Origin of the sequence: Chitinophaga sp., from assembly GCF_039596135.1 — a bacterium.
Classification (GTDB): domain Bacteria; phylum Bacteroidota; class Bacteroidia; order Chitinophagales; family Chitinophagaceae; genus Chitinophaga.
On record NZ_JBCNKH010000001.1, the window covers coordinates 140,375 to 163,554 of the forward strand.

Annotated in this window: 9 protein-coding genes; 2 read left to right on the plus strand and 7 right to left on the minus strand. The window is 47.6% G+C overall.

Features of this window, described 5'->3' with window-relative positions:
• Window positions 1-169 precede the first annotated feature (169 nt).
• Complete coding sequence (locus tag ABDW16_RS00615; RefSeq protein WP_343667174.1) at window positions 170-1,552, minus strand: ammonium transporter; 1,383 nt, start codon at window positions 1,550-1,552, stop codon at window positions 170-172.
• A gap of 577 nt (window positions 1,553-2,129) precedes the next feature.
• A complete protein-coding gene (gene uvrB, locus ABDW16_RS00620; protein WP_343667175.1) occupies window positions 2,130-4,184 on the minus strand; it encodes an excinuclease ABC subunit UvrB in 2,055 nt (684 codons plus the stop codon).
• On the opposite strand from uvrB, the gene ABDW16_RS00625 reads away from it, so the two are divergent.
• Window positions 4,178-4,318 (plus strand): hypothetical protein, encoded by a 141-nt coding sequence (locus ABDW16_RS00625; RefSeq protein ID WP_343667176.1) that lies wholly within the window; start codon window positions 4,178-4,180, stop codon window positions 4,316-4,318. The two genes, uvrB and ABDW16_RS00625, sit on opposite strands and share 7 nt — an antisense overlap.
• A 94-nt stretch (window positions 4,319-4,412) precedes the next feature.
• On the plus strand, window positions 4,413-5,210 hold the full coding sequence (locus tag ABDW16_RS00630; RefSeq protein ID WP_343667177.1) for a S1/P1 nuclease: 798 nt from the start codon (window positions 4,413-4,415) through the stop codon (window positions 5,208-5,210).
• Between the two features lie 54 nt (window positions 5,211-5,264).
• On the opposite strand, the gene ABDW16_RS00635 is transcribed toward ABDW16_RS00630, so the two are convergent.
• The 5 genes from ABDW16_RS00635 to ABDW16_RS00655 all read right to left on the minus strand — a co-directional run bounded on the left by ABDW16_RS00635 (window position 5,265) and on the right by ABDW16_RS00655 (window position 22,879).
• Window positions 5,265-6,188 carry a PfkB family carbohydrate kinase gene (locus tag ABDW16_RS00635; protein WP_343667178.1) on the minus strand — a complete coding sequence of 308 codons (924 nt, stop codon included), beginning with the start codon at window positions 6,186-6,188 and terminating at the stop codon, window positions 5,265-5,267.
• Window positions 6,189-6,244: 56 nt separating this feature from the next.
• Complete coding sequence (locus ABDW16_RS00640) at window positions 6,245-7,654, minus strand: MATE family efflux transporter (protein WP_343667179.1); 1,410 nt, start codon at window positions 7,652-7,654, stop codon at window positions 6,245-6,247.
• 416 nt (window positions 7,655-8,070) lie between these two features.
• Complete coding sequence (locus ABDW16_RS00645; RefSeq protein WP_343667180.1) at window positions 8,071-10,080, minus strand: OmpA family protein; 2,010 nt, start codon at window positions 10,078-10,080, stop codon at window positions 8,071-8,073.
• A 16-nt stretch (window positions 10,081-10,096) separates the two neighbouring features.
• Complete coding sequence (locus ABDW16_RS00650; protein WP_343667181.1) at window positions 10,097-11,107, minus strand: PorP/SprF family type IX secretion system membrane protein; 1,011 nt, start codon at window positions 11,105-11,107, stop codon at window positions 10,097-10,099.
• A gap of 69 nt (window positions 11,108-11,176) precedes the next feature.
• Complete coding sequence (locus tag ABDW16_RS00655) at window positions 11,177-22,879, minus strand: gliding motility-associated C-terminal domain-containing protein (protein ID WP_343667182.1); 11,703 nt, start codon at window positions 22,877-22,879, stop codon at window positions 11,177-11,179.
• Window positions 22,880-23,180: the final 301 nt, after the last annotated feature.

Consider the following 23,180-nt stretch of genomic DNA (forward strand, 5'->3'; position numbering starts at 1 on the left):
GAATAGCTAATAATTAACCTCGGGAAAGGAAAATTTTTCACACGAAACGAATAAGAAATTGGTTGATAAAAATACTTGGTTGATAAAATGATACTATCTACAATTTCCCGTGTTAATTATTAGCTATTCTAAATGTTTTGGGTATTTCAAACGCACTATATAATCTTCATTAGTCTACTATCGGCTCTTCCTTGAGCGTGCCGTTGTCGTATACGCTCATCATATTTGGATGGTAGCTTTCGTTGTGCTGTGTAGCATCCAGACCCAGTGCTTCTTCTTCTTCGCTTACACGGAGAGGATGGAATGCATCAATCAGTTTGAAGATACCGAAAGATACAACGAAGCTGTATGCCACTACGATTGCCAGACCGATGAACTGAGTTTTGAACAGGTCGAAGTTACCATAGAACCAACCATCTACTACGTTCACAGCTTTGGTAGCGAATACACCTGTCAGCAGCATACCTACCATACCACCGATACCGTGACAAGGGAATACATCCAGTGTATCGTCGATAGCGGTTTTAGATTTATAGTGAACCATCATGTTGGAAACGATCGCAGCAAGGAAGCCAATGAAAAGGCTCTGTGGGATACCTACGAAACCTGCAGCAGGCGTGATAGCTACCAGACCAACTACGGCACCGATACAGAAGCCCAGTGCAGAAGCTTTACGACCACGAACTACATCGAAGAAGATCCATGACAGACCAGCAGCAGCTGCAGCAGTATTAGTAGTAGCGAAAGCAGAAGCAGCCAGACCATTTGCAGCTACAGCAGAACCGGCGTTGAAACCGAACCAGCCGAACCACAGCAAACCAGTACCTAACAGTACAAATGGAATGTTTGCAGGTTGCAATTCTTTCTTTTCAATATGATCTTTACGGCGCTTAAGTACCAGGGCACCAGCAAGTGCAGCACAACCAGCAGAGATATGTACCACTGTACCACCTGCAAAGTCAACTACACCGAGCTTGAAGAGGAAGCCATCCGGATGCCATGTCCAGTGTGCAATAGGACAGTACACCAGTAAGCTAAAGAGCACCATGAATAATACATAAGATGTGAACCTGATCCTTTCAGCAGTAGCACCTACTACCAGGGCAGGTGTGATGATCGCAAATTTCAACTGGAAAAGCGCGAACAATAATAAAGGAATGGTTGGAGCGGCAGCCCATGGTGCGCTGGATGATACCCCCTTAAAGAAGAAGAAGGTAGACGGATCTCCGATGAAACCGTTAATAGATTTACCAAAGGCAAGGCTGAAACCTACAGCTATCCATAATACACTGATCAGGCCCGTAGCTATGAAGCTCTGCATCATGGTGGAGATCACGTTTTTACGGTTCACCATACCACCATAGAAAAATGACAAACCAGGTGTCATAAAAAATACCAGGCAGGTTGATACCAGAATCCATGCGATGTCACCATAATTGTATTTTCCCTCAGCATCTACAAAAAGCGGCTCATTTTTCATGAATAGACCAATAATTGCCACTAATCCCAGAAAAAGAAAGGGTAAATAGTCTTGGAATGATGTTTTCTTCATAGCAATGCGATTTTAAATTTCTTCAATAAAAGTATGAATAAATTTAAATCATCAAATAGAGCGGGTCAAAAATAGAAATGATCGAATAAATACCCGTGAATAACGGTCAAATACTAACTATATTATAAATAATAATAATATCAATATTAATTTTGGCTATTCTTTGAGTGGAAGATTGGTCTATAATAAACTATAAGTAACTGTAAATGAATAAATTGATTGGTACTTAAGTAGGAATTAACAATTTTCTAACACAGGGCTTTTGAGTATTACAGCAATTTAGCAACAAGGCTTATAACAATATAATAAACAGATAAATAGATATTAAGTCAATTTTTTTATATAGTCCAGGAAAGAGGAAAAGTTCATATCACATATAATTAAATTTAATATCAATTTCACTACTTAATGGTTTCCTGCAGGAAGTGACTTTCACTTTTGGGTTCATTTTTTAACCTTTTTTATGACAATGATCCTTAAAAAAAGGTTTTGCTGATAGCAAAACCTTTTTTTAGGAGCGAGAGATTCAAAAATTTAAACAATATCCTCAAGTAACTGTCGTATTAAAATAATTTAACTATGACTCTTTCATAGCATCCAGCTCACGCTGCAAAGCAAACATCTGGTCGCGGAGTCTGGCTGCTTCCATGAAGTCCAGGTCTCTTGCTGCCTTCTCCATATCCTTCCTGACTTTGACAATTGACTTCTCCATTTGAGGGATGGTCCTGGCCGCTGCTTCCTGCCTGGCGTAGTCCACGGCATTCTCTGCTACCAGGGTTACCTCATCGTGCACTGCAATCGGAGAGTTTTCATCAAAGTTCTTGATTTCCAATACGGAAGTCTGCCCCAGGATCTGTTCCTTACTCTTCAGCACCGTTCTTGGCGTAATGCCATGCAGGTGGTTGTAGGCAATCTGCTTCTCTCTACGGCGATTCGTTTCGTCTATAGTACGCTGCATACTGTCTGTAATCTTGTCGGCATAAAAGATTACCAGACCATCTACGTTACGCGCCGCCCTACCTGCTGTCTGGGTCAGGGAGCGCTCATCACGGAGGAAACCTTCCTTATCCGCATCCAGGATAGCGACCAATGTCACCTCAGGCAGGTCAAGCCCCTCACGCAGGAGGTTCACACCAACCAGTACATTAATATTACCTAAGCGCAGGTCGCGGAGGATTTCTATTCTTTCCAGGGTATCCACTTCGGAGTGGATATACCTTGACTTAATATTAATACGGTGCAGGTACTTGTCCATTTCCTCGGCCATACGCTTGGTGAGGGTGGTGACCAGTACGCGGCCGCCATTCAGTACACGTTTGTCAATTTCCTCCAGCAGGTCGTCTACCTGGTTCATACTAGGCCTTACTTCGATAGGGGGCTCCAGCAAACCGGTGGGTCTTACCACCTGTTCTACCACCACACCTTCTGTCTGGCGCAGTTCGTAATCACCCGGGGTGGCACTTACAAAGATGGCCTGGTTCACCAGGTTCTCAAATTCGAAGAAGTTCAGCGGCCGGTTGTCCAACGCAGAGGGGAGGCGGAAGCCGTAATCTACAAGGGTGAGTTTACGGGAGCGGTCGCCACCATACATACCGCCAATCTGGGGAATGGTCACATGGCTCTCGTCTATCACCAGCAGGTAGTCTTTCGGGAAGTAATCCAGCAGGCAGAATGGGCGGGTGCCAGGTGTACGTCTGTCCAGGAAGCGGGAATAGTTTTCAATACCACTGCAATAACCCAGTTCCCTGATCATCTCCAGGTCATAATTAACCCTTTCTGAGAGGCGCTGGGCCTCAATATGTTTGCCTTCTGCCCTGAAATAATCTACCTGGGCTTTCAGTTCATCCTGTATTTCGAATATGATCTGCTGCATCATATCCTTAGGCGCCAGGTAGAGGTTGGCGGGAAAGATAGCGGCATTTTCCATGGTGCCGATCCTTTTCCCATTCTGTACATCGAAACTTTCGATTTCTTCTATTTCATCACCAAAGAAGGTAATTCTGTAGGCATAATCTACATAAGGCAGGTTGATGTCGACCGTATCTCCTTTTACGCGGAAATTACCACGGTTGAAATCGCCGGTGGTACGGGTATATAGTGAGTTGACCAGGCCATGTAAAACAGTATTACGACTAATCGTCTGACCTTTGTGCAGGCGGATGATACCGTTTTCGTAATCAGTAGGGTTACCCATACCATATATACAGGATACACTTGCTACCACGATAATGTCTCTGCGACCGGAGAGCAGGTTGGTAGTAGCTCTGAGGCGCAACTTATCCAGCTCTTCGTTGATAGCGAGATCCTTTTCTATGTAAGTATCACTTACCGGCATGTATGCTTCAGGCTGGTAATAGTCGTAATAAGAAACGAAATATTCAACAGCATTGTCGGGGAAGAACTGGCGGAATTCTCCGTAAAGCTGAGCTACCAGTGTTTTATTGTGTGTGAGCACGAGGGTAGGGCGCTGTACTTGTTGGATCACATTGGCGACGGTGAAGGTTTTTCCGGAACCGGTTACACCCAGCAGGGTCTGGTAAGGAGCTCCATCCTGCACGCCTTCCACCAGTTGTTTGATTGCTCCCGGCTGATCGCCGGAGGGAGCGTAAGGTGAATGAATTTTAAATGGCATATTCAAATTTACTAAGAAATGTACAAACGATCGCTACCGCCTTCGGCATCAGCGATCGTTTGTATGGCGGGGCCTGTGGCCGGCTGGAGATGGGAAATGGATCACTGGCTGTGGGTAGCATAAAATGGTTTTGAGGGTCGCTGATGAGAATTGGATGACTGGTCGGTAGTATCAGTGATAAGTCATTACCTTTATCCTTTAGTGACTTAACCAGCTCATTTATTTTTTATGCTTAAGAAGTTATACCTGCTAGGTCTGGGCCTGATATTACCGCTCATTCCGTTATCTGTTTTTGCCTGGGGCGTGACGGGACATCGCATTGTTGCTGAAATTGCTTACAGACACCTTACACCTAAAGCTTTAAAAGCCGTACAGGCGATTCTTGGAAAGGAAAGTATGGCAATGGTATCTACATGGCCTGATTATATCAAGAGCGATACAACACATACTTATGATCATCGCTATAGCTGGCACTTTGTAGATTTTCCTGCACATGTAGATAAAGCAGGGATGGAAGCGACTTTGAAAACAGTGAAGAAAGAGAATTTGTATGATGAGACAGAAGCGTTGATCAGCGAGTTGAAATCCCGTAAGGGCACGAAAGAAGAACAGTGGCTGGCCATGACTTACCTGATTCATATGATAGGCGATATGCATCAGCCTTTACATGTGGGCAGAGATGAAGACCAGGGAGGAAATAAGATCCAGGTGATGTGGTTTGGGAACCCCTCTAATTTACATAAGGTGTGGGATGAGCAGCTGATAGATTTTCAACAGCTGAGTTATACAGAATATACAGCAGCGCTGGATACAGCGGATGCAGGACAGATAAAGGTGATGCAGGGTGGAAGTGTGAAGGATTGGTTGTTTGAGTCTAATCAGTTAGCAGATAAGATTTATGATAAGACACCAGCAGGGGAGAAGTTGAGTTATAAGTATAATTATCTTTTTGTGAGGGATTTGAATAGCCAACTTTTAAAAGGAGGTTTAAGATTAGCAGCTATCCTGAATGAGATTTATAAATAGCAAAAAAAGCTGGTCACTACGTGACCGGCTTTTTTTTGAGATGCCTGTGGCAGACTATACTAAATCGATGTCGAAGTTTACTAATTCTACAAACTGATCCAGTCTGGCTGCAATATCCTCCTGCGTAATTGTTTTCAAACGATCTGCCCCGAACTTCTCCACACAGAAAGAAGCCATTGCAGAACCTACAATAATTGCAGTCTTCATATTTTCAAAAGAGATATCTTTTGTTCTTGCCAGATGGCCAATGAAGCCCCCGGCAAATGTATCGCCAGCACCGGTTGGATCATATACATCTTCCAGTGGCAATGCAGGTGCAAAGAATACATGGTTCTCATGGAACAGCAATGCACCATGCTCACCCTTCTTGATGATCAGGTAACGAGGTCCCATTGTCAGGATCTTACGCGCAGCTTTCACCAATGAATATTCACCAGACAGTTGACGAGCTTCACCATCATTCACCAACAGTACATCTACTTGTTTCAGTACTTTTTTCAGATCATCCAGCGCCACTTCCATCCAGAAGTTCATTGTATCCATTACAATCAGCTTAGGCCGGGTCTTCATCTGGTTGATTACAGACATCTGGACCTGTGGTGTCAGGTTACCCAGGATCAGGAACTCACTACCCTGGTAGCTATCCGGAATCACAGGGTTGAAATCGCCCAGTACATTCAGCTCAGTGATCAGGGTATCGCGGGTATTCATATCCATATGATACTTACCGGACCAGTAGAAGGATTTATCATCTTTTTTTACCTGAACACCTTCCAGTGCTACACCCTTGGCTTTCAGGGATTCCAGTTCTGCTTCAGGGAAATCCCCACCTATCACAGATACCTGGTTAATAGGTTGTACGAAGTTGGATGCCGCCCATGCAATATAGGTAGCAGAACCACCTACAATTCTTCCGGACTTTCCAAATGGGGTTTCTATATCGTCAAATGCCATAGTGCCTACAACTGTGAGCGACATGCGTAAATCGTTTTTAAATGAGTTTAGTTAGATATTTTGAACAGGCGCAAAGGTAATTAAACTTTTACCCGCTTCCACCATCCTTTCCGGAATATGATGATTGACGCTACCGCCATCACGGATTCCGCGGCTGCTATGGCTGTGAAAACCCCGGCCGGGCCCCATTCCAGGTGTACTGACAATACCCACGCCAGTGGCATCTGCAGCATCCAGAAGCCAAAAATATTGATGATAGTAGGCGTACGGGTATCGCCTGCACCATTAAATGCCTGCGACAGTACCATGCCATAGGCATAGAAAATATAGCCCAGGCTTACTACCTGCAAGGTCTGGGCACCGTAAGCCACAACCGCCGCTTCGTGCGTGAACAACAGGATGATCTGCCTGGCTGCCAGTATGAAAAAGAGCGATACACAACCTAAAAAGATCATATTGAAATACGCCGCTCTCCATACAGAACGCTCTGCCCGCTCAGGCTGCCCTGCACCCAGGTTCTGCCCCACCAGCGCAGCAGCGGCATTCGCCATACCGCTCGCCGGCAGCAGGGTAAAAATTACCACCCTGATGGCGATGGTGTACCCCGCCACCGCCTCCTCGCCAAAACGTGCGATCAGGCGTACCAGGAAAATCCAGCTGGTGGTATTAATCAACAACTGGGCAGTACTACCCGTGGCTATTTTCAGCAACCTGCCGATCAAAGGAAAATCCAGTTTCAAATGATGGGCAGATATCTTTATCAATCCCTTGCCACCAAAAAGGTTATATAATTGATAACATACCCCCACACCACGGCCTATACAAATAGCCAGTGCCGCGCCCATTAATCCCATAGCCGGTATTGGGCCAAAACCATTGATGAATAACGGACATAAAATGATGTTCACAATATTGGCAATCCAAAGGGAACGCATTGCCATAGCGGCATCACCCACACCTCTGAAAATACCATTGATCAGGAACAATAATACGATCACCAGGTTGCTACCCATGATCATACGGGTATAAATATTACCATGCTCCGCCACTTCAGCAGGAGCGCCCATCAGTGTGAGTAAATCCTTTGCAAATACGACACCTGCGATACTAATCAGCACGGAAAAACCCAGGGCAATGTACAATGACTGCACCGCGCTATGCGCTGCCGCATCCGGGTCCTTTTCACCCGTACGCCGCGCCACCACTGCCGTGGCCGCCATACTCATACCAAACGCAATGGTGTATACCAGTGTCAATATAGATTCAGTTAACCCTACTGTTGTGATAGCATGGGTACCCAGTTTGCTCACAAAAAATATGTCTACTACTGCCAATAGTGATTCCATCACCATTTCCAGTATCATGGGTACCGATAATAAAAAGATGGCCCGGTTTATACTACCGGTCGTAAATTCAGTCTCTGTGCCGGATACTGCCGATATAAATAACCGGAATACCCTGCGCAGACGATTGTCAGCTGCCTGCTGCATTGTCAGATTGTTAAAAAAGTTAGCAATGAAAGTTGGTACGGCTGTACCGCAAAATTTGGAGGTCGAAAGAGGGATCACGGACGTACCGGATCGGGAATTACATTTTCATAGTTCGTAGATTGAAGACTGCGAAGGTAGTTTTTTTCTTCTAAAGCTGATAAGAAGACTATCATATTTAAAAACAAGATAATCTTGTGATACTGTAACTTTTTATTCCTGTATTCGTTTTACTGATACTTTACGGAACCATTTAACCTATATTTTTTTCTCTCTAACCCTGACATAAGTGCGGGAATCATGCTTTACACTTTATATAAAAACAATGGCCGGTCTTACAACCGGCCATTATTATGATGGTCCTCTTATCTTTAGGATATGGCTCCCACCTCGTGATGGGTTTAACCGTCTTTATAAGATTACTGCGATAACTGGGTTACGCGCAATACCTTGAATTCTGTTCTTCTGTTCAGCTGTCTTCCTTCCGGATTATCCTTACCATTAGGCAGGGTATTCGGTGCAATCGGCCTGGATTCACCATAACCTTTCGCGATCATACGGGAAGACGGGATACCTCTGCTGATCAGGTAATCAACACAGGATTGTGCCCTGCGCTGGGACAACTTCATGTTATATTCATCCTTACCCTTACTATCTGTATGGGCGCTCATTTCTATGATAATATTCGGATTATCCTGCATAATAGATACTACTGTATCGAGTACAATCAGTGATTGCGGACGCAGGGTCGCCTTATCAAAGTCATAATAGATATCCTTCAGGATAATTGGCTTTCCTATTTCGTAACGTTTCAGGCAGATGGTGGCACTTTCCATGGAATCCACCTTCTCCAGCTGGTCTGTATTGATATAGATTGCTTTGGAGAAGTAATTTTCTTTCTCTGCCATGATCTTATAATTCATTTTCGGCTCTACCTCAAAGCGATAACGGCCTGTTTCATCCAGGGTTACCTGTTGTAGTACTTTTTGCTGAATGGTATCGATCAGGGTGATCTTTGCACCTGACAATGGCAGGTTATTATCACAATCCATCACCATACCATGTATAGACTTGGATATTCTCCTTACGTTAAACAGTTCCAGGCAGCATACTGATTCCCTGTCAGAGCTGATGTAGCCGCTATTCATAGGATGTGCCCAGTCAGAAGTTGCATAGTAGATATCATCCTTTGGAGAGTTCAGCGGGGCACCTAAGTTTTTAGGCACTGCCCAACTGCTAAAATCACCTTCGCTGGAATAGAAATCCAGCCCACCCAAACCTACTCTGCCATCTGAACTGAAGATCAGCATATGCCTGTCTCCATCGTAAAAAGGGGACTGTTCTTCATCGCGGGTATTGATACCGGTGCCCATATTTCTGGCAGGACCCGGATTATTTCTATCCAGCATGCTATACCAAAGGTCATTCTTACCCATACCGCCTGGCCTGTTGGAAGCGAACAGCAGGTACTTGCCATCTGCAGTTACAAAGGGCTGCATAGAGCTATAACCATCTACGTTTATATTTGGGCCTAATGTCTTTGGCTCTGACCATGCAGTGCCGGTACGGGTACTTGAATAGATCGCCGCTGCTTTCACCCCATTTTTATTCGTCCAGCGAGTCAGGAAAATGGTATTGCCATCTGGCGTAATCGCAGCCACACCCTGATCTACACCCTTTACTTCGGGTATTGCCAGGGGTCGGCTATTGCTGAATGCAGCATCCTTTCCATCGGCCTGAAATAAGCTGTTGATATAAGGATTCTCCTTTTTCTTCTTTTCCAGTACAGTAGTATCGGGGCGGGAAGAAGTATACAGCAGCACATTTTTCCCCAGCAGGGCAGGGGCATAGTTAGCACCACCTACGTTTACATCACCATTCAGTTTGGTGACGATGTAACCTGGTGCATGGCTGGCTTCTGAGATCGCAAATTCACAGCTGGCTATTTCCAGCGCTACACGTGCACTGATATCGTCCACCTTGGTATACTTGTCTTTAAATTGTTTGAACTGTTCAATAGCTTCGGGATACTTACCATTTGCACGCAAACATACTCCATACCAGAAGCGGGCAAGTGGAAACAACTCATTGTTGTTATAGCTCACTACCTCTTCATAATACTTTGCTGCATTGCCAAAGTCATTGTACATGCGGTAAGACTCTGCCAACCTGTACTGAACTGTTTCATAATCTTTGATCTTTCCGGTCTCTTTGCTTTTGGTTCCCGGCTGATAGGGCAGAATTTCATTAGCATTTATCTTAAACGTACCCAGTGCTCTGTTGTAATACTGCGCAGCAGAATAATAGTCTTTGGCTTCATAATACACATCGCCTGTTCGCTTATAATCGTAAACGTACTGTGCTTTTAAAGAGTTAACTGTAAATAAGCAGCAAACGATGGCCAGCCAATAGTGTGCAATTTTTTTCATCCGTTATTTTTTTGTTTTACAACCGTGGGCATATGAAGTATTCCTCTCCATACACTTTCTTCTTACGGCTGATGAAAGACAAAGAGATTTCGAAACTGTTGCTGCCATTTACCAGTCTTCTGAGATTGGAGGTGTTGATATCGTAACTGAGGCCCAGTACGAAATTTTTGAAGTGAAACCCGGCAAATGGAATAGCAGAATCATGCCAGCGGTAGTTGCCTCCTATAAGAAAATCGAAGTCTTCATTTACCAGGACGGTTCCATATACACCTGCTACTTTTTCTTCGGCATTGCCCTGTCGCAGGTACATTCCATTTGGGGTAAGGCTAAACACATCATTCACTTTGATACGGGTACCACCATGAGCCAGGTAGCGGACAGGCAATTTGCTGTTAGCCCCTGTCACGAATGGATCTGTCGGCTGTGTAAGGTGGGCCGCAGAAACCCCTACGAATGGGTTGAACTGGTGATTGGGATTACCATCAAAGAACATTGCACCGGCTGCCGCATCAAATACATTGGAAGAAGTAGTATTGATATTTTCGCCGCTGACTTTGGAAGGGTCGAAGCCAATCACAGGATCATACTGGCTACCCAGCTGCCACTTGGAAGGATCAATACGACGATTGATCATACCTGCCTGCACACCGAATACCAGCTGGCTGGTACCGGTAGCGCCAAAACGTACGCCCCTGTAGGAGAAACTGGCCATTCCATTAAAGTAATTGTAACCGGCATCACCTGCTTTCATGTTCGTCACATTGATACCAATCCCTACATTGTTCGCAGCTGCTGCATCAATTGAGAAGCCCATAGTAGAGAAAGGTTTACCAACAGTCACCCATTGGTTACGATAATTGGCACTGGCTCTGTAGTCTCCGTCTATTACACCTGTCAGTGCAGGGTTCAGCCACAACGGATAGGCATAGTATTGAGAAAAATGGGGATCCACCTGCGCCCTGGTTACTCCTGGCAGGAACGCTGCAGCCGCCATTAATACAATAGCGAGTATATTCTTATTCTTCATGGGAAGAGGTTTATCATTTGGTATTAATAACCGGGATAGTGTCTGCCACTATCCCGGTATCTGTATTAGTTATCGTACAATGGTTACGGTACCTTTCCTGTTAACAACTGTACCATCCCGCAGGGTAGCTTTCAGTACATAGATGTACACGCCTACCGGCTGCATACGGCCACTCATCGTACCATCCCATCCTCTTGCCTGATCCTTGGTTTCAAAGATCAGCTGACCATATTGGTTATAGTACATCATTACAATAGAGGCGATCGTATTGCCATACACATAGTGGATATCGTTGACGCCATCTCCATTCGGTGTGAACACATTCGGAACGAAGATCTTGTTGCCTTGCGGGTTCTCCGATTCACCGGTTACAGCATTGGAAAGTGCACTTGTTTCACAACCTTCAAGGCCCAGCGCTCTTACCTGTATAGTCACTGTCTGAGCAGGAGCAAGGCCAGATATTGTATGTGTAGTACCTGCACTGCCGGAGCTTGGTGCGGTGTAAGTTGTACCATTGTCAGTGGTCACTTCATAACCGGTAGCACCAGGTATAGGATCCCATGTGAATGTCACAGCATTGGCAGTGGTGAGTGCAGTATCAACACTTACTACCGGTGCATCCAGCGGTTGTATTACAGTTACTGTAGCTGCCACCCTGGTACCGCTTGTACAACCACCTGAAGAAGCTACTTCCACATAGTAAGCAGTGGTCGCGCTGAGGGCAGGAGTGATGAATACGCTGCCGGTTGCTATAGCTGTACCGCCGGTAGCCGTGGTATACCAGCTAAAGGTTGCACCTGTTGTAGTAGATGTCGCAGTCAGCGTTGCAGCCGAACCAGGGCATATACCCACTTCTTTGCCGGTGACTACTGCATCGTTACCAGGTGCGCCAACGGATACTGTCACTGCCGTACGTGTATTGCTTGCACAACCGTTCGGATTCTGTGCTTCTACATAGTACATGGTAGTACCTGTGATAGCAGGTGTAGTGAAAGTAGATCCTGTGCCCACAGCAGTTCCACCTGTGTTGGTAGTGAACCACTGGTAGGTAAGACTTGCATCCGGATTTTCTACCTGCAGTGTTGCAGTAGCATTTGCGCAGGTTACGACTGCGGAATTTACTACTACTGGTGCCGCAGGTGTAGTATTCACCGTTACCTGTACTATCGTGCGGCTTACGCTTACACAACCACCGGTTGCTGCTTCCACATAATAGGTTGTATTAGCGGTGAGCTGCGGTGTGGTGAAGTTTGCACCAGTGAATACTGGTGTGCCACCGGTAGCGGTTGTATACCATTTATAAGAGTAACCTGATACAGGAGTAGTCACAGCGAGTACCACAGAGTTGCCGGAGCATACTGTAGCACCACCTGCCACCGGTGCATCGATCGTATTCACGATTGTCACCGTTACACCTCTGCGAGCCAGGCTGCTACAGCCGGAGCTATTCAGCGCTTCTACATAGAAGGTAGTATTGGTGCTGAGTGCAGCCGTTGTATAATCAGGACCTGTAGAGAGCAGGTTACCACCGGATGGTGCATCGTACCAGCGATAGGTGAGAGATGCATCCGGATTCTGTACAGAGAGGGTAGCAGTACCACCTACACAGGTTGTTACATTGGCAGATACCACATCAGGAGTTGTAGCAGAGTTGTCTACTACAATGCTGCCTGCTGTACGGGTGGCGCTTACACAGCTTGTACCGATCAGGGTCTGTACATAGTAAGTCGCATTTGCAGTCACTGCCGTTACATTGAATACAGGACCGGTGAATACCAGGGTACCGCCAGTAGCAGCGTCATACCATTGGTAAGTAACACCTGTCTGTGGATTGAGTACAGACAATGTACCGTCGTTGCCAGCACATACTTTCACACTGCCAGACACCAGGGTTGGTGCATCTGGTGACGTGCCGACTGTTACAGTAGCACTTACCCTTGCACTACCGCTGCCACAACCCGCAGTGTTCACCGCTTCTACATAGTAAGTAGTAGTTGCTGTGAGCTGTGGTGTGGTAAAGGCAGGTCCGGTGAATACAGGTGTTCCACCAGTTGCTGCTGTATACCAGTTATAATCTACGCCGGTAGTAGTAGATGTTACACGCAGGGTAACGGACGTACCGGAGCAGGTAGATACATTATTTGATTCGAGGGTCGGAGTCGGTGGCGGTGTTGCCACGAGCACACTTACTCTTGCTCTTACTGCACTGCTGCAGTTACCATTGCTGGCTTCTACATAGAAATCAGTATCAGTGTTGATGGCTGATGTAGTGAATGTAGTGCCGGTACCCAGCGATGTACCACCGGTAGCGGTGCTGTACCAGCGATAAGTGAATGCTGCATTCGGATTCTGTACAGAGAGCGATGCGGTGCTACCCTGACATACGCTTACTGAAGCAGCGGTCACAGTTGGTGTACCCGGAGATGCGATGGCTACTACGCTCACTTTTGTACGACCACCGGTGTTCACACATCCGCCGGTATTTACAGCTTCTACATAGTAGTCAGCGCTGGCTGTTACATTTCTGATAGTGATAGCCGCGCCTGAACCAACCAGGGTGCCTGCTGTAGCAGCATCATACCATTGGTAGGTCACTCCGCTCTGTGGTGTAGATACAGACAATACTGCATCCTGACCTGTACATACATCCACGCTTGTAGCGGAAACTACCGGTGCTGTCGGGTTCAGCGACACATTTGCCGTAGCAGCTACTCTTGCAGAGCCTGTAGTACAGCCTGATGCTGTGTTCACAGCTTCTACATAATATACTGTAGATGTAGTGAGAGCGCCGGTGGTGTAAGTTGCACCTGTGAATACAGGAGTACCACCGGTAAGGGCAGTATACCAGTTATATGTAATACCAGTTGTGCTGGATGTTACGGTAAATGTAGCCTGCTGGCCGGAACAGATATTTACATTGTTTGCCTGCAGGGTTGGAGTAGGAGCACCTCCACCAACAGTTACAGTCGCCTTCACTCTTGTAGCAAGTGTACAGCTGCTGTTGCTGGTTTCTACATAGAAAGCAGTATCTGCTGTCAATGCATTGGTCACATATGTAGTACCGGTGAACAGCAGGGTACCTCCTACAGGAGCGCTATACCACTTAGTTGTGATATTGGAACCTGTCACTGTAGCAGTGAGGGTGGCTGTTTTGCCGGAACAGATATTGGCGCTGGTAACTGTAGGCACGGTCAGCGCCGGTACTACATTCACAGCTACGGATACCCTGTTTGGATTCGCGCAACCATTGGATGTACGTACTGCCTGGGCATAATAAGTGGTATTGGCAGTCAGTGCCGGTGTAGTGAAGGTTGGACCATCGCCTACCTTAGTGCCGGCAGCATTGTACCATTCTATAGATGCTACCGCGCTGGCTGTAGCAGTAAGGGTAGCAGTAGCTCCACTACAGATAGTCATGCTTCTGACAGCAACCACTGGTGCAGATACCTGGCGGGAAGCATAGTAAACGCGGAGGTTCACCAGTGCGGAGATCGCACCACCTTTTACTTTCACCTGTACGCGGTCGTAAGTTGCACCTGGCGCAAAAGCTACGGTGAACTTATTGCTGCCGCTCAGCATGGATACATGCAGGTTGCTGCTGTTGAGCAGGAGTGCATCATTGTTTGCAGTAGCCCCATTGTAGCTGGATACTTCTATCGCACCCAGCAAGGAAGCGTCTAACACCTGTGCAGGCAGTTCCAGCACCAGTCTTACGCTATCGCCCGCAGCAGCAGTGGCCGGGAAGATGAGGGATTGCTGTACGCTTCCTCCACCAGCAGCCAGTGGCACTGACAAAAGGGAATAATTATCAGTATTTGCATCTGTCGTATTTGCAGCATCCTGTACAGAACACAGTACGCAGATAGCAGTTGTGCTATTAGTTTGTGCATTTGCAAAGTCGCACGCAGTATTTGGTACTACTGTCACTGTGAGCGGTACAGCGGTACGCTGGCTACCACAGGTAGCAGAATCTGCTACGGCTTCTACATAATAAGTGACATCACTGGTCAGTGCCGGTATAGTGAATACATTGCCTGTGAATACAGGAGTACCACCAGCAGCATCTGTATACCAGTTGTAAGTAACACCTGTAGCTGCAGGAGATACTGTCAGCGTAGCTGTCTGGCCGGATACAACCTGGCCGCCGGCTGGTGATACATTCACAGTTGGTGCAGCCGGAATTGCATTCACTTTTACAGTGGCTGCTGTTCTGGTAGCACTTGCACACGCACCTGCTGCCGCTTCTACATAATAGGTAGTAGTGGTATTCAGTACCGGTGTAGTGAATGTAGGACCTTCAAATACAGCTGTGCCACCTGTTGCAGTGGTGTACCAGCGGAATACTACGCCACTGGTAGCAGCAGAAGCCTCGAGTTGTACAGAGCTACCTGCGCACACCTCAACAGATCCTGGCGTTACAGTCACCACTGCTGGTTGTGCAATGACATTTGCAGTCACCATGGTGCGGGTAGTATTGGAGCAACCTGCGGAATTAGAAGCTTCTACATAGTATACTGTAGTTGCGTTTAAAGCAGGAGTAGTAAATGAATTGCCTGTAGCAATAGCCGTACCACCTGACAATGTGGTATACCAGCGATAGGTTACGCCTGTTACCGGTTTCACATTGAAGGTAGCTGTACTGCCGCTGCAAACGGTGATGCTGGTTGTATCCAGTGCCGGTGCATCCGGAACTGGCTCTACCACAGCAGTAACTGGTACTCTTACAGGATTAGGACAGGTCAGGCTTGTCTTCACTGCCTCTACATAATAAGTAGTGGTGGTATTCAGCGCTGGTGTCTGGTAGCTGGTGCCAGTGAAGATGGCTGTACCGCCTACAGCTGTTGTATACCAGCGGAAGCTTACGTTCGAAGGACCGGCTGCCATAAGGGTAGCACGGTTGCCAGCGCAGATCGTATCTCCCGTTACCACTGGCAAGCCTACCAGGCGGCTGGCGTAGTGAATATTCACTGCGCTCAGGGCGGTGACCAGACCAGAGTTGAGGCGTACTACGATCCTGTCGAAGAGCGCTTTAGGCTTGAAGCCTACCCGCGCCTGTGAGTTGCCACTGAGCAGACTTACATTCACCCCGGCAGCATTCAGCGCTACAAAATCATTGTTGGAAGTAGCTCCGTTATAAGAGCCGATCTGTATAGTTCCCAGCAAACCTGCATCTGCCAGTGAACTAGGGAAGGACAGGCTAATCTGTACGCTGTCATTCAGTTCACTCACCTGCGGGAAGATCAGGGTCTGCTGTACATAGCCACCAGTCAGGCCCAGTATCACATGCAGGGTTGAGCTGGTGCTGGTACTGTTGTCTACAGACAGGGCCGGGTTTTCTACATAGCAACCTATGCAGATACCATTGGCCGTGTTGGTTTCTGATGTAGCGGCATCACAAGGAACGTCGTTATTACCAGGAATCACGGTAGCGGTAACAGACACGCGGGATGGGGTCTTACAACCAGCAGCATTTACTGCTTCTACAGTGTAGGTAGCTGTTGCCGTGAGGGCGCCGGTATTGAATACGGCACCGGTGAAGATAGAATCACCAGCGGCATTATACCATTTATAAACCAGGTTAGTTCCGGTAGCATGCGCAGTGAAGGTTGCACTCTGACCACTGCTGATGGAGGTACCCATCGGTGTTACAGTGAGCCCGGTTGGTGCTGCATTCACTGTCACAGCTACACGGGTCCTTGTTGTGCTGACACAACCGTTATTATCTGCTCCCACATAGAAAGCAGTATCAGCTGTCAGTGCATTCGTCGTATAGTTTGGAGTAGATGCCAGCAGGGTGCCACCTGTAGCAGCAGTATACCAGCGGAAGGTAGCTCCGGATGGTGCTGTAGCCAGCAAGGTTACCTGATCGCCTGCGCAAATGCTCTTAGCTGCAGCAGTGGGCGCCACAGGTGTATTACCTACGCTCACCATCACAGGTACCCTGGTTGGGTTTGCACAACCAAAGCGACTGGCTTCTGCATAGTAAGTTACCGATGCATTGAGGGCTGCTGTAGTAAAGGTGTCGCTGGTAGCTACAGCTGTACCACCCACTGCACTGGTGAACCAGGCAATGTCCGCATCATTGGCAGATGTTGCGATGAGGGTAGCGGTATTACCACTACATACATTCATGGCAGATGCAGATACATCCGGTCTTGGTGTCACTACGGCTGCCACGTAAACATTCACAGAGGTGAGTGCTGTGAGCAGACCATTGATACTTACCAATACACCATTGAAGGATTTAGTGGTAGGTATGGTTACCCTGAACTTATTGCCGGTGTTCAGCATGATGAAGCGAATCGGGTTATCACCGAGATAACGCGCATCACCATTTGCAGTAGCACCATTATATGTTTCTACCCTGATACCACCCAGCAGCGTAGCATCCACTACTTTGCCAGGGACTTCCAGATCCAGCGTGATGCTGTCACCGGCAGGGTAAGTATTGTTATACCTCAACAGCTGACCGATGTAACCGGCAGCACTTAAGGTAGCATTGATAGTGGATGCAGAGTTCGCATTCTGATCTACTGCCAGTGCAGGATTGCTCACAGAGCACAACAGACATACACCGCTGATAATAGGACTTTGCTGTGAAGTAGCATAGCTACAAGGTGTTGGCTCTGTAGGCAGATTGATATCTACCCTCACTGCTGTGCGGGCAGAGCTGGTACAATTATTCACCGGATCTTTTACTTCTACGTAATAGATAGCGGCTGCAGTGAGTGCACCTGTAGTGTAAGTGGTAGCATTTGCTTTCACAAGATTACCACCTGCCGGTGCATCGTACCAGTTATATTCGTATGCGGGGTTAGGGCTGACTACCGTGAAAGTAGCCGTCTGACCGGAGTTGATAGTTTGAGTTGCCGGGTTCACCAATGGCTGTGGCAGACCAACTATTACGTAAACTGCTTTACGTACAGGGTTTGCACAACCACTGCTGGATACGCCTTCTACATAATAGATCGCATTGGTAGTTGGTGTTACAGTATAAGTAGCACCGTTAGCCAGGGCTGTACCACCCGTAGGCTGGCTATACCAGCGGAAGGTAGTACCAGGGCCTGTCGCTTTCAGTGTAGCTGCAGAACCAGCACATACATACACCGTATCTTTTTCAACAGTAGGCGTGCCTGCAAATATTTCGGCAGAATATACTTTCAGTGCTGTGAGTGCAGTAGCTGCCCCATTCAGCCTGATATTCACCCTGTCGAAGGCGGCACCTGGAGCGAATGTATAAACCAGGTCCCTGTTTCCATTCATCCATTGCAGGTTCACGAGACTACTGTTCAGGGTTACCGCATCATTATTCGCAGTTGCATTGTTGGAAGAGGATATCTGGATACCAGATAATGCGCTCAGATCTGTCAGGCCTGTAGTGAAGCCCAGCTTGATCCTTACACTGTCGCCCTTCACACCAGGTGCAGGGAAAATAAGGGATTGCTGTACATAAGAACCTACACCCAGGATGGTGTGGATCACAGAAGCTGTGGCAGTACTATTGTCCACCGCAGAATCCTGTTTCTCTACATAGCAACCTACGCAGATACCACTGGTAGTAGATACCTGTGAGGTAGCACCACCACAATCAATATCACCCGGAGGCGTTGGGCCACCGGTGCCATTCAGTGTGATAGCAACTGGTGTACGCAGGCTCTTACAGTTTGCATCGCTGAGGGATACTGCTTCTACATAATAAGTAACATTAGCAGATACCGGAGGCGTTGTGAACTGAGGCCCTACATATACAGGAGTACCGCCGGTGGGCACTGTATACCAGTTATACTGATAAGCAGCATTTGGCGATACGACATTGAAGGTAGGAGTAGCACTTTCTGCTACAATAGCAGAAGATGGTGTTACATCTACACCTGGCAGACCTACTTTTACCTGTACAGGGGTACGTTTTTCACTGCCACAACTATCGGCGCCCACGGTACCTACGAAATAAGTAGTGTCTTTGGTGATAACCGGTGTGGTAAAGGTGGCACCATAACCGACAGGAGTACCACCGGCGTAGGATGTATACCAACGATAGGCATAACCAGTAGGACCAACAGCTGTTAGTGTAGCAGATGTACCACTACATGCATATACGGTTGGTGCCGCCACCTGCGCAACCGGAGTTACCACCTGTGCATAGTAAACATTGATAGTAGAGAGAGCGGCCAGTAAGCCATTCAGGCGAATTTCGACACGATCAAAATCTTTGGTAGCCACAAAGGTGAAGGCAGATTGCTGCACCCCGCTGAACCAGCGGAGCGTCAACATATCAGGAGTCAATGATACCATATCTGCATCGGCAGGACGTGCACCATTACCCGTACCTACGCTTAAACCAGCCAGCAGTGAAGCATCCAGCAGACCAGTGGTAGTACCAAGGCCGATGCGGATTGAGTCGCCCGCTTTACCTGATGTAGGGAATATCAGGTCCTGGTAAATACCGGCAGCCAGGCCAACATTGACACGCAAACTGGAAGCCGTAGTCGGAGAAGCATCTACAGCATTGGCTGCATTGGTTACACCGCACAACAGACAGAGCAGGCCAGTGACGCCATTGTTCTGAGTAGTAGCACCGCTACAACTCAGGGCACCATTGGCGGTAGTATCCGTTACATTGACCGTAACAGCTGTGCGCTCAATGCTGACCAGTCCATCAGAAGGCGATAGTGCTTCTACATAGTAAGTCTTGCCGGCATACATGGGTGGTGTAGTGAACGAGCTACCTGTATGTACAGGAGCACCACCGGTAGGTACATCGTACCAGTTGAATACTGCATCAGGAATAGCAGGAATGCTTGCATTGAGCGTAGCCGTTTCACCTGCATATACGTTGGCAGGGCTTGGAGTGACCGTTACCGGTATCATCGCTGCAGCCTCATATATATATAATGCATTATCAGCCGCCACCAGGCTGCTGAGGTCTATTGTAGCTGCATCGAAGGTGGTGGTAACAGGGATTGCCACGCGCACCTTGCTGATCGTATCAGTTGACAGGACATTATATGCAAACAACGAAGAATTCAATGTTCTGCGGTCATTGTTGCTCACATTGTTCAGGGAAGTAGTGACACCAATATTTCCCAGCAGAGATGCATTGGCTATCGGATCACCTTTCACACCCAGTACCAGGATAATACTGTCACCAGGATGATATATACCAGGGAAGGTGATCTTCTGACCTACAGAAGTAGCAACGCCCAGTGGCAGAGACAAACGGGAAGCTGTAGTCGTATCACCGTCTACTGCCAACTGTGGGTTCTGTACATAACACAGTGCACAGGCTACCCCGGAAGTAATAGGAGAAGTCTGATCGGTGCCATAAGTCCATAATGGGCCATTACCACCACCTATGGTTACAGGAACTGCTGTACGCACAAAACTAGTGGTACCGGCAGGGTCCTGTGCTTCTACATAGTAGGTTGTATTGCGAATGAGAGCAGGACTTGTGAATGCACCGGCACCGCTATAAACCGGAGAACCACCCGTAGGGGTAGTGTACCAGTTATAAGTAGGGTTTGAAATTCTGATAGCAGGTGTTAAAGTAATGCCCGTGTTGTAAGCAGTTTTTGCCGGGTTAGGCGTTACTGATACAGGGATCATGGCAGCTACTTCGTACAGCTTGAGCGAGCCGGATACTCCCAGCAATCCGCCAAAGTCGACCTTCACACCATCAAAGGTATTGGTAGCAGGAATGGTAACCCGGAATTTGCGGGCGTTATTCAATCCGCCGCCAAGCAGTTGTAGTTTCACGGCTGCATTGTCCAGTGTTCTGGCATCATTATTAGACGTAGCAGGACCCGCAATGCTGTTCTGGTAAGTGGTCACTGTAACACGTGGCAATGCCACACCCGCTATATCTTCGGTAGGCACTTCCAGGAACAGAACAATACTATCGCCTGCCTGGTATACGCCTGGCAGTTTTACCAGCTGTCCTACAGTAGACAATACACCTAATGGTACAGTCAGTGTAGAAGCAGTAGTGGTATCACCATCCGAAGCGAAAGCAGCATCTGTCACAGTACAGGCAGCGCAGGCAATACCACCGGTAATGGGGCTTTCCTGGTCCTGACCATAGCTCCAGAGCGTACCCGGGCCACCCGCAACCTTGATAGTGACAGGAGTTCTGACATAGCTGCTCAGGTTATTAGCAGGATCATAAGCTTCTGCATAATAAGTAGTTGTTCTGGACAGCGCTGGCGTTGTAAACGGGTTACCTGTAGATATCGGAGATCCGCCCGTTGGGGTGGTATACCATTTAAATGTTGGGGTGCTCACTCTTGCATCGATGCTGGCAGTCAGGGTCGCTGTATTGCCGGCAGTAATAGTAGGTGCTGCCGGAGAAACAGTTACAGGAATCATGGCTGCAGCTTCATAAATGCGCAAAGCACCATAGGCAGCAAATGCGGTAGTAAGGTCTACTCTTACGCCATTAAAATCTTTAGTAACGGGAATCGTTACCCTGACCTTTTGTGTACCGCCCAGTCCAAGGCCGGAGGCCTGCATACGTACCAGGCTGTTATTGAGAAAAACAGGATCATTATTAGAATTGGTGCCAGAATAAGTAGATACCTGGATGGCTGATAAAGCAGTTCCGGATATTATCTGGCCGGGTATATCCAGGTCCAGCACAATTTCATCGCCGGCTTTGTAATTGCCGGGGAATGCAATGTACTGACCTACGCTGGCAAGTGCACCCAGCGGCATGGATAGGGTAGAGGCGGTAGTTGTATCCGCATCTACGGCATTATCAGCATTGTCTACCACGCAAAGCGCACAGGCCACACCGCCCGTCAGGGTGCTTACCTGCTGGTCGCCATACATCCAGAGCTGGCCGGCGCCACCGCCTACCAGTACTTTAACCGGTGTACGTACAGGGCTTACCAGTCCATCGGCAGGATTGGTTGCTTCGACATAGAAAGTAGTAGTACGGTTTAAAACAGGAGAGGTGAAGTTAGCACCACTGCCAACAGCACTACCACCTTCTGGTGCAGTATACCACTGGAAGGTAGCTCCTGGAATACGGGGCAAAGACGCAGAGAGTGCAACTGTACCACCAGTGACTACTGCAGGAGAGGCAGGGGTCACTATTACAGGCTGAAAAGCCCGCACCTCATAAACACGGAGTGAGGCGAAGGTGCTTATTACAGCACTTAAGTTCAATTGTACCTGGTCGAAAGTATGGGAGACAGGAACCACCACTCTGAATTTTGGGGTGCTGCCCGTGCCCAGTCCCAGCATCTCGACTCTGGTTATACTATTATTCAGTGAGATCTGATCGTTGTTGCTCACCCCAGCATTGAAGGTGCTCATAGAGATAGCACTCAACATGGAGAGGGTTACATTCTGATCGGGGATTTCCAGGTCAAAGGCAATAGCGTCACCTGACTGGTAAGTGCCGGAGAATGTGAGCTGAAGCCCTACGCCGCCTATGGCGCCGGCAGGCAGATTCATTGTTGCAGCAGTACTCGTGTCACCATCTACAGCATTTGCTGCATTGCTTACACTACAGGCAGCACAGGCCAGACCGAAGGTGACTACATTCGGATTCCCTCCGGAGCTCCAGAGGGGACCATCTGCGAAATAAGTACCTGAGGTAAACCAGGTTTGCCAGAGCGATCGCTTTGGTGGTACAGGCGCATAGGGGTGTAGCGCGGTGTACGCCTGTAACCATGACAGGGCGTGGTTGTTTTTAATGTCGTTGCTAAAGTTGGCAGCAACCGGCGTAGAAGTTTTCTCCGCAAAGGAAACTCCTGCCGGTAACCCAACCATGCAGAGACATGAAAAAACAGTAAGAATAAAAGCTTTTAGGGAGCCTTTAAGAGTAGCGTTAAGATGCATAGAAATCAATTGGTTCGGGTTATAAAGCGTGTATATTTTTCACAGTTTTTGTTTTCATCTTTGTTGTTTCGGGAATTCAGGTTAGCTATGCATCATATTGAACCTGGCGGCCAATGGCCACCCAACAGGATACACAACACAATAGTTATCATATTAGTGTCTATGCATTGGCAGGGCTATGAAGGGGATAGCAATAAATGATGATATGGTTAAAACAGGGGTAGTCTGATTC

Coding starts and splice junctions, on each gene's coding strand:
- ABDW16_RS00615 (WP_343667174.1), bottom strand. CDS start 1,552: ATGAAGAAAACATCATTCCAAGACTATTTACCCTTTCTTTTTCTGGGA.
- ABDW16_RS00625 (WP_343667176.1), top strand. CDS start 4,178: ATGGCATATTCAAATTTACTAAGAAATGTACAAACGATCGCTACCGCC.
- uvrB (WP_343667175.1), bottom strand. CDS start 4,184: ATGCCATTTAAAATTCATTCACCTTACGCTCCCTCCGGCGATCAGCCG.
- ABDW16_RS00630 (WP_343667177.1), top strand. CDS start 4,413: ATGCTTAAGAAGTTATACCTGCTAGGTCTGGGCCTGATATTACCGCTC.
- ABDW16_RS00635 (WP_343667178.1), bottom strand. CDS start 6,188: ATGTCGCTCACAGTTGTAGGCACTATGGCATTTGACGATATAGAAACC.
- ABDW16_RS00640 (WP_343667179.1), bottom strand. CDS start 7,654: ATGCAGCAGGCAGCTGACAATCGTCTGCGCAGGGTATTCCGGTTATTT.
- ABDW16_RS00645 (WP_343667180.1), bottom strand. CDS start 10,080: ATGAAAAAAATTGCACACTATTGGCTGGCCATCGTTTGCTGCTTATTT.
- ABDW16_RS00650 (WP_343667181.1), bottom strand. CDS start 11,107: ATGAAGAATAAGAATATACTCGCTATTGTATTAATGGCGGCTGCAGCG.
- ABDW16_RS00655 (WP_343667182.1), bottom strand. CDS start 22,879: ATGGTTGGGTTACCGGCAGGAGTTTCCTTTGCGGAGAAAACTTCTACG.